Here is a 13,150-nt window from a genome sequence, read left to right as displayed (position 1 = left end):
GTGTTCGGACGATAGGGAACCTTGGCTCGTCCCCAAAGGCGTGGTGAGATCGGGAACGAACCGGGAAGAGGGTCGACAAGAGCCACGGCAAGCCGGAATCCGTCCCAAAAGGGGGCACTGCCAGAGACCGTGCATTTCCCAAGAAGCCATTCCTGCTTCGCTTTCCAAATGGGTGGCACACGCCATGCCATTGGTTGGCGCGTGGGGTTCACTTGAAAAGCGCCTCGTCGCCCATATCGAACGTCTCACCGGCTATCCCAGCCACGATACGATTGCCTATCAGTAAACCTACCAGGACTCAAATGATGCAGAAGCCCCCTTGCCCGGTTTATTCATTCATACTGGCTCCCGCCGCTTAGTGTTTCCACACATTCCGTAAATCCGGGGGTAGATCATCGGGAACCTGATCGGAGAAATTTCCCGCCGTCTGGACATGTGCCTGCTCGCGTTTCCCCGACAGCCCGAGCACGCCAACCAATCTCGCGCGGGCACCCTCGTCCCCGCCCGCCAAAGTCCAGCGGCGAACCGCCTTCTCCTTGTCCCCTGTCAGCCAGCAAGCGTCTCCCAGATACCACCGGTCCAAGGTGACAAGTCCCCATCCGACACGGGAGCCACGGGGGCAATCGCTTCCTTCATGAGGTTCCGGCGGAAAAGCATGATGGCTTTTCGAACGTGCGCGGAAGCGCGGGTCGGCTGCGCGGCGATCGCCTGATCGATCTGCCGGTGACGGGGCAGCCGGGCGACCTCTCCTTCCAATGCTCCCGCATAGCCGCCATCGGCCCAGATCTTCATCAACCAGCCAAACCGTGTCGCCAGCGGTTTGAGCAGCAATCGTGCTCCATCCCGATCCCGCACGTTGGCAGGGGTGATTTCCACCGACAGCGGATTGCCCAAGGTGTCTACCAGGATGCGTCTCTTTCGGCCTGTAATTCTCTTACCCGCATCATAGCCACGTAGTCCGGATTGGCTAGCTGAGCGAACACTCTGACTATCGAAGATTGCAGCGGTCGGGGCTTTCTTTACCGTGCTTGAGGCGAACGAGGTCACGGAGAGCATCGTGGATACGCTCCCAGTGGCCTGCTTAGCCCACAGCCTGAAATAGTGGTAGCAGGTCTTCCAGTGAGGAAGATCATTGGGCATGAAGCGCCAGGCTCCGCCGGTGCGCAGGATGTAGAAGATGCCGTTGAGCAGATCGCGCCGGGAGTGTTCCCGCGGTCTGCCACGCAGCCCCATTGGTGCATCGGGGAGGATCGGGCGGATGATCTCCCACTCGACGTCGGTCAGGCTGCCCGGATACGCTGGCATCGGAGAGTTGTCCGACCCTCACGCTGCCCAGTACAGCCCAATTCAACAACCACAGTAATTTTTCAGACGGCTTCTAAAACAAACGACCCTGAGATAGGGTACAAAGCTAGCATCTTGCCACTGTAAGCTTCCCTTGAGCCTCCAGAGCCTGACTTTCAACCGGGCCTCAGCCCCGGAGCCCGCGTGACAAACACGTGTCTCCCGGATCCCAACCGCACCAAGACCCGCCCGTCCTGGAACGACGCTCCTCCGGTCCATTTCCCGGTCTCGCCGGAATCCCCTCTCACCGCCCCGATGCCCGAGGCCGGAAACACCAGCTCCGCGGTCGTGTTCGGAGGCACGGTCGCCGCGAGCGTCAACTCCCCGTCCACAATTTTCCATTCCGAGGCCAGCGGGCCATAGGGCGTGCGGATGGCGGCCCGGGCGCTTGTTAGACCGCCACCACCGACCAGCGGTGCGATGCGGGACTTCTTGTATCCCGGCTCCACGATTTGCAGTCCGCCCAGCCGCTGGAACATCCAATCCGCCACCGCTCCATAGGCGTAGTGGTTGAAGGAGTTCATGCCCACCGGTCCGAAGTCGCCATCGGCCCGGATCGAATTCCACCGCTCCCACATCGTCGTCGCTCCCATGCGCACCTCGAATCCCCACGACGGATAATCCTCATTGAGCAGCACCCGCATCGCCAGGTCATCGCGATCGATCCCGCCGAGCGCGGGCAGCAGCCAGGGTGTCCCGAGGAACCCCGTCTTCAGGTGGTGGTCGTCGCGCGCCAGCTTTTCAACGAAGCGGGTCGCCGTCGCCGCGCGCTGCCGCGGATCGGCGATCATGTCCATCCCCAGCGCCATCGCATAGACGGTCTGCGTTCCCATCCGGATCGAGCCATCGGGACCGCGGTAGGCCTCGGTGAAAGCCGCACGGATTCGCGGCACCACGGCCGCCCATTCACGGGCCTTCTCCACGTCCCCGATCGCCGCCGCCATCTCCGCCATCATCCGGGTGTCCTCGGCGAAGTACGCGGTGGCGATGACGCGATGCTCCTCCAGCCGGTCCACCTTTTCCAGGTTCAGCCAATCCCCGGAGAACCAGGAGCTGCGGCCCTCCTCCAGCAGGTTCCCGTTCCTCATCGCGCTGTCCCGCACGAATCCGTAAAACCGGTTCATCGCGTCCCAGTTCTCCCGCACGATCCGGGTGTCGCCAGTCGCCCGCCACACGGCATGGGGCACGGTGATGAACGCGTCCGACCAGCCCACTCCGGTGGCATCGAACTCGCGCCGCGGTTGCGGCACCACGGCGGGGATGTTGCCGTCGGACCTCTGGGCGTCCCGCAGATCCGCCATCCACTTTGACAGGAACGCGCGGGTGTCCTGGAAGCGCGCGGCCGTGGGCGCGAACACGCTGATGTCGCCGGTCCACCCGAGGCGTTCGTCGCGCGCGGGCGTGTCGGTGGGGATGGACAAGAAATTGCCGCGCTGTCCCCAGCGAATGTTTTTCACGAGCTGGTTGAGCATCGGATGGGACGTCTGGAGATCGCCGGTGTCGGGCAGATCCGATCCCAGCACGACCCCTTTCACCTCCTCCGGCGCGGGCGGGGCATCCAGGCCGCTGAGTTCGATGTAACGGAACCCGTGCTGGGTGAAAACCGGCTGATAGGTGACGGTGCCATCCCCAGCGAAAGTGTAGGTATCCGTCACCCGCGCGCCGCGGAAATTGTCGGTGTAGAGTTCGCCCTTTCGGTTCCCCTTCCGATACAACTCCTCCGCATGGCGGAGGATGATGGTCTGGCCCTTCCGGCCCTTCATCGTGATTCGGGCGACTCCGACCATGTTCTGCCCGAGATCGTACACGTATCGTCCCGGCGCGGGCATGGTCCGGCTTTTCGCCGTCAACACCGCCAGCGCGCGCACGGGCTCGTCCGGCTGCGGGACCAGTTTCCGCGACGCGTTGGGCAGCACCTCGACCGGCGACCATGCGGAGTCATCGAACCCGGGGGCATTCCAACCGGCCTGCTCCCGCGAGGCATCGTAGGTTTCCCCGTCCTGGAGATCCGCACGCACGAATGGGCCGCGACCGCACCTCCATCCCGCGTCGGTCGAGAACCATTCGGCGGACCCATCCGCATAGGTCAGCTTGATCCTCGCCACCAACGCCAGCGGCCCGCCATAGACCTGGTTCCAGCCAAGCCCGACCTTTCCCCGGTACCAGCCATCGGCCAACACCGCGCCGAGGACATTGGCACCCGGTTTCACCAGCGCGGTGATGTCGTAGGTCTGCGATTGGATGCGGCGCTGGTAATCGGTCCACCCCGGGGCAAGGAATTGATCCCCCACTTTCCTGCCATTCAGGGACAGCTCATAGAGCCCCTGGGCGGACGCATAGACCCGCGCGCATTTCACCTCGCCGCGCGCGCGGAACCCGCCCCTCAGCATCGGCAACGACGCCTCCTCACCGGTGTAAACCGCCTCGGTGCTTCCCGAGATGTGATAGGCTCCGCCGGAAACCGTGCCACCGCTGAATCCCGCGCGCCCTTGATCGAAGGCCACCACCAGAGGCCGCCGACGGTTCGCGGGATCGATCACCATCGCCCGGTGCACCGTGGCGCTTTCAACGCCAAAGGTCCGGTAGCCGAATCCCCCATCGCGGAAGGTTCCGTCTTCGCGCGTGTCGATCCTCGTGCCATCCAAGGTCGTGATCATCGCCGCTCCCCTCACCTCGCACACCAGCGTGTGCTTCCCCTGCAGCAGCCGGGCCTTGGTAAACCCGAGCCGCGAGAGATCGATCCGCGCCATTTCCTCGTAGGTCCCGTTCACCCTCTTGTGCGACTTCAGCAGCGGCAGCTCCCCGGCCACATTGACCTGGTACATGTAGCCATTCCGCCCATCGGGGCTGACATGCAGGAACACGCCGAAGGCATCGCGGCGGAGGGTGAACTCGGTCACCACGGTGCAGTCGCCCCAGCCCGCATCGCCCGCCTTTCCCTGGCCGATCCACTCCGCGCCCGCCCAATCCGCCTCCGACAACAATCCGGTCTCGAACCACGCCGGGGCGCTCCACCCGCTTTCGTTTCCGCGTTGGTCACGGATTTTCACCTGCCAGTGATAGCGGGTTGATGGCTGGATCCGGATCGAGGTCGGCAGGACCACGTCGATCTGCCGCTCCGACACCACCTGCCCCGAGTCCCACACCTCGGCACCGCCTTCCGTGGTGCCCACCCGCAATCGGTAGCCCTGCTGGATCATGTCGCGCTCCTCGGTGGCGCTCGCCCAGGAGAAGGAAACGTTTTCGCCGGAGATCCCGAGCGGATTGGTCCGGCCGTTCGTCGTCATCCGCTCGACGGACAAGGGCGAGGCGGACGCACCGGAGACGCCCCCGACGAACAAACAGGCACCGAACAGGAACGTCGGAAACGAAAAAAGCGCGGCAACGAATCGCGGGAAACAGCTCATGAAATCCTAGTGTCATCCATAACAGCGGATTCCCGTTCCTCGCTTCGCCACGAATTTCACTCGGACGATTTCACCATCACCCGGAGGAACCTCCTCATCGCTCCGTCCGGAAACCCCTCGAAGCGGATCACCTGCACCGCGCCGTCCTCGCTGAGAACGGTGCTCGATCCCTTCGCCGGAATCCAATTGCCCGCCGCCAGATCGGCGCTTTCCTGAACCGCGAACACCAGATCGGCCGCCGCCTTCGCCTTGCGATAGGTGATCGCCGCAGGCCCAGCGGATTGACCGAGAACGGGCAGCAAACCCGATTCCCTCACGTAAGGGTTCCCCGCGAAGGCCCGCTCGAAAAGGTTGCTGACACCATCCTGATCGGGATCCGCATCGTCCGCCGCGATCCCGGTGTTCAATGGCGAACCGAAATTCCGCCACCGCCACACCTGGGCGGGAGTCAGCACTGCCACCTCGAACGTCGACACCGAGGTGCGTGTGCCATCGCTGACCGACAGGGTGATGGTGGCCGTCCCGGCCCCACCGGCGGTGAACGTCACCGTCCGATCGACCCCGCTGCCTCCCAGCGCGAGGTTCCCCCCCGCCACCACCGATGGATTCGAAGACGATGCCGCCACCGTCAGTGCGGCGGCGGGGGTGTCGTCATCCGTGATCGAAAAGGGCAGGCTCGCCGACGTTTCGCCGGTCCCCAGCGTCTGATCGGCCACTTTTCCCACCACCGGCGTGGAGGACGTGACCGCCACCCGGTCGATGAACACCGTCCGGTCATTGGCGGACTGGGTGCCGGTGAATGCCAGCACCTGGCTGGCCGCGGTGGCGGTGAAGGTGGCGGAGAAATCCGCGTAGCTGGTCCCGACCGAGCCCGCGGGATAGTCGGCGACCGTCGTGCCATCGATGGTGACCTTCCACGATTGCGGTCCATTGTAGCTGGAAGTGCCCCGGTTCGCGGCGGCGAAGGAGACGGTGTAAACGGTCCCCGGCACCAGGCCGGCCAGCGTCTGCGAAACGCTGCCCGCTTTTTGAATGAACGCCACCTGCGATCCCTGCGGAGCCGCGGGATTGCCAGCCGTGAAGCCGCTGCCATTGGCGCTGATACCCGAGCCTCCGGTGGCGGAGCTGGGCGTGAAGGTCCACGACGCACCGGCGGGGTTGTAAGCGAAGGTGGTGATCGCCGGGGATTCGAAGCCCGCGTTGAACACGAACCGCGGGGTGGCCACCGCTTCCAGCGAGTCATCGCTTTCAAAGCCCGCCGTCGAAACCGACACCACATAGTAGTAGCCCGTGTCATTGACCACATTCTGGTCCTGGAAGGTCGTCCCCGCGAGGTTGCTGGCGATGGCCACGTAGGGACCTCCGGAAACGGTCGCGCGCTTGACCGTGTAGGTGCCACCACCAGCCACCGCATTCCACGCGAGATCCACCTTCCGGTTCGACGCCGCGGCGGTGAGGCCCGCCGGTGCAGGACGCACGTTCCATGAAAAATGGTAGCTTCCCGAGCCGACGTTCCACGCCACCGTCGAGTTCGCGCCGCTCGTCTGGTTGGCCACGAACGTCACTTGGGGTGAGTTACCGGCGGGGCTGCCATTCTCCCAGATCGTGGTGCCGCTTTCCTGGATCCGGATGCCAGAGAACTTTCCGCCCATCACCGGCACATGCACCCTCGCCGCGGAACCCACCGGAATCGTCACGTCCAAGGTCAGGTCATTGCCACTGCGCGTCCAGTGGCTGGCGATCATCCCGCTGACAGACTGGTAACTGGCATCCGCCCACGTCAGGTCGCCGCCGATCACCGGCTGGATGACGATCTTCCTGAACCCCGGCGCGGAGGGATCGGGCTGGATGCCCGCCACATCGTGGTAAAACCATTCCATGACCTGCCCGAGCATGAAGTGGTTCTGCGAGCTGAAGGTCGTGTTCGCGGCATCCCAGCGTTCCGTCAGGCTGGTCGCGCCGCGGGCGAGTTGGTAAGCATAACCGGGCGTGTCCGCCTTCGCATTCATGGCATACACCAGATCGCCACGCCCGGCCTCGTTGAGGGCCCGGAACACGGGGCCGAGGCCAACCTCGCCGCAGGTCAGCGCGCCATTCCGCGACTGGACATCGGCGACCAGGGCATTCCGCACCCCGGCCACGTTCGCCGCCTCCACCATCCCGAGCGCGAGCGGCATCGCGTTGGCGGTCTGGCTGCCGGTGTCGTAGCTGGTGTTCGCGGCTTTGAAATAGGTCGTGTTGAAGCCGCCCCGGATCGTCGCCGCCAACTGCGTGAAATAACCGGCGTCCGCCGTGTTTCCCAGCAGCGCCGCCACCTGGGCCAGCACCCGCGCGTCATCGTAATAGGTCGCCGTGGCCGTGAGCGGTTTCGAGGTCGAGCTCACGCCCGAGAACGGCCCGGCGGTGATCTGCGCCACGTCGTACCAATCGCCCAGCCCCGTCGGGATGATCGAGTTGCCATTGGCCGTGCTGCCGAGATAGCCGACATAGGCCTTCATCGCGGGATAAAACCGCTCGAACAACGAGCGATCGCCGCTGTAAAGGTACTGCTGCCACGCGCCGAGGATGAACGTGCTCCCCCATTCCGGCGAATTGTAGTAGGGGTCGGTGAGGCTGTTGCTGGTCCTGAAATACTCGGGAGCCAGGTTCGGCACGAAGCCGTTCGAGGACCACTGGCTGTCCGAGATGTCATTGGTGATCTTGGCGAACAGCGGCGCGAAATCGAAGCAGTAGCGCAGCCCCGCCCCGTTGAGTTGGTTCTGCTCCAGCCACCCCTGGCGCTCGCGGTGCGGGCAATCGGTGGTGATGCTCATCAGGTTGCTCCGCTGCGACCACCGCACCAGATCGTGGATGCGGTTGAACAGCGCGCTGGAGCAGGTGAACGACCCGATCGCCGGGGAAGTGGAATGCACCACCACGCCATTCAATTCCTGCACCACCGGCAACCCGCCGCCCGCCCCCGCGATCAACTCGACCTGGAAGTATCGGCTGCCGTGGTAGAAGAACCGCGGCATCCAGGTCTCCGTGCCCGCGCCCTTCAGCGTGTACTGCCACCACGCCGGGCGCACGCCGTCCTGGGTACAGCTCGTGCGGTCCACCGTCCCGCTGCCATTCAACAGCTCGGTGGGAATGATCCTCACCGCCGCTCCCGCGGGGCCGCTGACCTTCAGCGAGGGCATCACCGAGGCATTCTGCCCCAGGTCATACACGGTGGTGGTGGATGAAATCACGCGGGACGAAACCGGCACCAGCGTCTCGATTTTCCCGATCGCCGGAGCCGAACACGAAAGCCCCTTCAGCGTGCCACCCGGTCCGGTGGTGGCCACCGCCGCGGTCCAGCGTGGACTGGCGAACCCCGGCTCGCTCCAGCCCGCGGGCTCGAGCCGCGCATCGTAGTCCTCGCCCGCGTAGACATTCTCGAAGGTGATCGCCCCGGGGCCGGTCTTCCAATTCGTGTCGCTGCCGATCACCTCGGTCGACCCATCCGCGTATTCCAGGCGGAGCTGGGCGATCGCGCGCAGCGGGCCGAAGCTCTGCTTGAACTTCACGTACCGCCCGTAGCCGTCGCCGATGTTGTACATCCCGTTGCCGAGGATCAGCCCGACGGCGTTCGCGCCCTCCCGCAGTTGCGCCGTGAGATCGCGCGTTTCATAAAGGCAGGTCTTCGTGTAGGCGGACCATCCCGGCGCGAGCACGTCGTCGCCGTTCTTGCTTCCGTTCACGAACAACTCGTATTGACCGAGTCCGCAGACGTGGGCCACGGCCCGTTTCAATCCCGGCTTCACCGTGAACTCCCGCCGCATCCGGCGGCCATAGTCGCAGCCGACGAACCCCGCGCCATCGGTGAGTCCCGCCGCGCCCCATCCGTAGGCTTCGATGGTGTCGAGAGATGACACCGCGGCATTCAAGGCGACGTTGTTGCCGCCACCCGTCACCTCCAGTTGGCCGAGAGCGAAGGCGTAGTTGTTGTCCGGCGTGTTGTAGTAGTGCTTGGTGGCGGTGACGCGCACGTAGCGGAAGCCCGCCCCGGACGCGGCAAACGCCACCGGCAAGTAGCCGGGATTCGCGTAGTCGGCCGCCGTCTGATCGGTGACCGTCGTCGCGGTGGCGAAGGTCGGATCGTTCGAAGCCTGGATTTTGAAACGCAGCGGAAAGCCATACCCCGGCGTGCCCTGGTGCCACTTCGGATGCAGCGTGACACCGGAAACCGGCACCGCCGCACCGAGGTCCACCTGCACCCACTTCGTGACGTTCTGGCCGCTGGTGGTCTGCGCATGATAGCCGAGGCTCTTGCGCTGGAGGCCCATGATCCACTGCGCCTGCCAATCGCCGGAGGACACCTGCCCCATCGTCCACGTGGCTCCGGCGCTCCACGCCGAGGCCGCGCCGCCCGCATCCCAGACCTTCACCTTCCAGAACACCCGGCGGCTGGAGGCCAGCGGTTGTCCCGCGTAGGGAACGAGATGTTGCTGCGAAGAGGCCACCTTCCCGCTGTCCCACAGGTCACCGGCATCCTGGGCCAGCAGTTCGCCCGAGGAGGCCACCAGGATGCGATACGCCGACTGGACATCGCCCCGCACCGTGGATGCCGGTTCCCAGCTCAGGCGGGGAGCCGCGACATCCACGCCCAGCGGCTCGCTTCGCATCTCGCAGCGGAGGTTTGCCACCTCGATGGCCCCCGCCCTTCCCACCACCAACACCCCCGCCAACCAGACGATCGAACCTCCGCGGACAAGGGAGCTGGCAAAAGTGCGGAGCATGGCGGGTGGGATCAGTTCGGGGTCACCCGCAAACGCACGAACAGCTTGGCCGGACCGGTCAACGTGTAGCTCACCCCGCTGGCGGTGTTCGACAGATGGGGATCGGAGTCCGCCACCGCCGTCCACACCGAGAGATCCGGGGAAGTCTCGACGACAAACTGCGTGCCGTAGCCGGACGACGGAATGTTTCCGCCATTCGGCCAGGTCACCGTGCCGTTCACCACCGGTGGGTTCGCGGTGAACGATGAGCCCGTGGCACCGAGGAAATACTCGACGCCGTTCTTCACGCCATCGAGATCGTAGTCCTGGTCCGCGCCCTGGCCGCCTGCATTCGCCGTCGCCCACGCGGAGTAGCCACCAACGACCGTGGCTCCCACCTGGAGCTTGCCCGAGCCGGTGAGGTAACCGGACGTGGCCGCGGTCGACGCGTCATACACGCCGCTCGGAAGGCTCACACCGTTCACCACCAGCGCGGCCACCACATCGGTCGCCGCGTTCGGAAGGTTCAACACCGCGCCGCTGTCGATCGTCACCGTCGAGGAGTCCGCGAAGGTCGTCGCCGAGTTCGCCGCGATGGAGAGCGTGCCCTTGTGGACGGTGGTATTTCCGGAGTAGGTGTTCGCTTGGCCCAGCACCACGGTACCGAGGTTGGCCGAAGTAACGACGACATGACCGGCACCACTGATGACCTTGCCGAAGGTCCTGCTGTTCGCCGCCAGCGTGTTCTCGAATGCCAGCGTGGCCGTGCCGCCGGTGAGAATCACCGCGCTGGCGAAACTGCCGATCACCTTGCCATTGCCGCTGTCACTCAGCAGGAACGTCCCGCCATTGATGGTGAGGCCGCCCGTGAACTCGATGGAGGTTCCGGCCGCGAGCGCATTGGTGCATTTCACCGTCTGGGTGCCCGCGCCATTCTTGACGAGCGCCAGCGTGCCGGTGCTCAGGAAATTGTCCCGCAGGATGCCGGTGAAGGTGTAGCTCGCCCCCGCCGTGTCGATGGCGAGCACGCCCGCGCCCGCGCCGCCGGTCTCCTTGTTCTGGACCACATTGGTGTCCCCGGTGGTGCTCGACAGTCCACCGATGGTCTCGGTCGATCCCTGGACGTCGAGTTTGCCGCCGCCATCGATCTCCACCACCGAGGCATCGGGAATGCTCTCGTTCGCGCCGATCCGCAACGTGCCGCCGTTCACCATGGTCTTGCCGGTGTAGGTGTTCGCTCCAGCGAGGATCGCGATGCCGGTGCCGGTCTTGGTCAGCGCGACGATGCCGGATCCCGCGCTGTGGTCCGCGATCACGCCCGCGTAGGTGTTGCCGGTCGCATTGCCGCTGCCGATCGTGAGGGTGGCGGTGGTGCCGGAGCTGTTGTTCACGATGGTGCCGCCGCTGCCGGTCAGCACGCCCACCGCTTGCGAGGTTCCGTTCAAATCGAGCGTGCCGCCATTGGTGGTCACCATGCCACCGGTGGCCCCAAGCGTGCCGGCGCCGCTGAGTTGCAGCGTGCCCGCGTTCACGGTCAGGCCGCCCGTGCAGGTGTTCGCGCCACTGAGGATGATCGGCCCCGTGCCGACACTGTCGAACACGATGCCATTGGTGCCACCGATCACGGCGCCCACCGTCAGGCCGCTGGTGCTGGAGTTCGACCACGTCTGCGCCGCCGTCGGCACCAGGCTGGCCATCGCCAAGGTGGCCCCGCCGCTGCCATCATCGAGATGAATGCCGCCGGCTCCGATCGATAGCGTGTTGCTCCCCGCGATCGTCACCGGGCCGGTGCCGGAGAAGAAGGACAAGCTCTTGACCGTGAAGTCCTGGCCGAGCGTGTTGCTCAGGTTGGCCGGAGCGCCATTGCCGTTCGCGGCGAAGATCACATCCGTGCCGGAGGAAGGATACGATGCCACGAAGCTGACGCCACCGTAGTCGTACGTGAAATTACCCTGCACATCGCTCGTGCTCGTCCATGACGAGCCCTTCACCCCAGACCAGAACGCGAACGCCGGAGCGGGAGTGCCATCGGTCACCAGTTGGATCGCCGTGGACGACACCATCAGGTAACCGGTCACGCCGAAGCTCACATTGGGATTCGCCAGCGTGAGTGCGCCCACCGTGGTGCCACTCCCCGTGGCGAAACCCGCGCCGGACGCGCTGCCGAAGGTGACGAGATCGAAGGTCTGTCCCGCCGTGACGTTGACGGGCGACACATAAATGGAAGCCCCACCCGCGCTCACCGTCAGGGGATTGCTCCCCAGGCTGATCTTGTCAGATGCGAGCGAGCTGGTGTCGAACGTGAGCCGCGCCGCATTGCCCGCCGTGCCGCCGAGTGCGAGGCCGCTGGCATGGGCGAGCGTAAGGGTGCCCACGCTGCCATCGGCCAGCCCGATGGCTCCCTGGGTTTCCGGAGTGCCGCCCGCTGCCAGGCTCACGATTCCGTTCACGGTGCCCGTGCCGCCCAGGGCCGCGCCGCCATTGACAGTCACCGCGCTGCCCGCCGCCAGGCTGCCGGTGATCTTGAGCGTGCCGCCATTGACCGTGGTGGTGCCGGTGTAGGTGCAGGCGCCGGAGAGCGTGAGCGTGCCCGCGCCCGACTTCACCAGCGGCCCGGTCGCGCCGGTGTCGTTCTGCAGCGCGGTGGCGCTGGCGATGTTGTGACCGTTCGAATCGAACAACGCCCCGCCGTTCCCGACGTAGGCCTTGTTGGACCCCGCAAAGAACTGGCTCTTGGTGATGGTGAGGAAGGCGGTGTTGTCCTGCGTGGCGACGACCTGCGTGCCGTTGAAAACATTGCGCACCGCGTAGGTCGCATCGGTGGAGTCACACGCGGCGATGCTGCCGACCCGCAGCGTCCCGCCGTTCAGGTTGAACTGGCCGGTGGCCGAGTTCACAGGGCCGAAGAGATCGAGTCCCGCCGCCGTGAGATTGGCGGTGTCCTGGATCACCACCCGCGCCCAGTCGCGGCTCGTCGCGCCGACGTTGGTGATCGTTCCCGCCACCGTCGCCGTGGCATTGCCCTTGAACACGAGGTTGGAACGACCAACCACCACGTTGCCGGTCGTCGTCAGGCTGGCACCGCTGTCGAAGCTGGTCGTCTGGTTGCTCGCATAGGCCTGTCCGGCCGCGGCATTCCCCTGCGCCACCAGCGAGGCCAGCGACACCGGGCTCTTGAACACCGTGCCCGACGCCACCACCGCGCCGCCATTGGTGGTCAAGGTCACGCCCGTTCCCGAGATGGCGCCGCCGAAGGTCACGCTGCCCGTGGCCGATCCCACGCTGACGGCCTGGTTGCCACTCAGGGTCAGCGCGGTGTTGAGAACCTGCGCCGAGGTGCTGCTGTTCGTCAGGCCGCCGCTGAGGGTGAAGGCATTTCCACCGATGGTGTAGGCCGCTGCACCCGAGCTGAAGGTGATGCCCGCGACCGTGAACGAGGTCGAAGTGAGATCGTTGTTCAACGTCGTGCCACCGGCTCCCGCCGCGCCGAACACGAGGGCGTCCGCGGTGATCGGCGGCTGGTGTGTGCCGGACCAGTTGGCCGGAGTGCTCCAGGTGGCGGTGCCTCCCACCCAGGTCTCCGTGGCCGCGCGCGCGGTCACGACGAGGCAGGGAGAGAGCGCGGCGAGGAGGAAAGGTCTCTTGGATTTCATGGTGCGT

At 65.4% G+C, this 13,150-nt stretch carries 4 protein-coding genes; all 4 read right to left on the bottom strand.

Annotated elements, in window-relative coordinates; all coding sequences use genetic code 11:
• Positions 1–546: 546 nt before the first annotated feature.
• Positions 547–1,305 (bottom strand): IS5 family transposase, encoded by a 759-nt coding sequence (locus llg_RS15500; RefSeq protein ID WP_338285592.1) that lies wholly within the window; start codon positions 1,303–1,305, stop codon positions 547–549.
• A 155-nt stretch (positions 1,306–1,460) separates the two neighbouring features.
• The gene (locus llg_RS15495; protein ID WP_338285591.1) at positions 1,461–4,751 is read right to left on the bottom strand and encodes a family 78 glycoside hydrolase catalytic domain; all 3,291 of its coding nucleotides are present in this window, start codon (positions 4,749–4,751) and stop codon (positions 1,461–1,463) included.
• Positions 4,752–4,807: 56 nt separating this feature from the next.
• Positions 4,808–9,511: a family 78 glycoside hydrolase catalytic domain gene (locus llg_RS15490; RefSeq protein WP_338285590.1), complete on the bottom strand. Its 4,704-nt coding sequence runs from the start codon at positions 9,509–9,511 to the stop codon at positions 4,808–4,810.
• A gap of 11 nt (positions 9,512–9,522) precedes the next feature.
• Complete coding sequence (locus tag llg_RS15485; RefSeq protein ID WP_338285589.1) at positions 9,523–13,143, bottom strand: autotransporter-associated beta strand repeat-containing protein; 3,621 nt, start codon at positions 13,141–13,143, stop codon at positions 9,523–9,525.
• Positions 13,144–13,150: the final 7 nt, after the last annotated feature.

The sequence above is a fragment of the Luteolibacter sp. LG18 genome (assembly GCF_036322585.1).
GTDB lineage: Bacteria > Verrucomicrobiota > Verrucomicrobiia > Verrucomicrobiales > Akkermansiaceae > Luteolibacter.
Note: the sequence above shows the minus strand (reverse complement) of the source record. Positions and strands in the feature narration are given on the sequence as shown.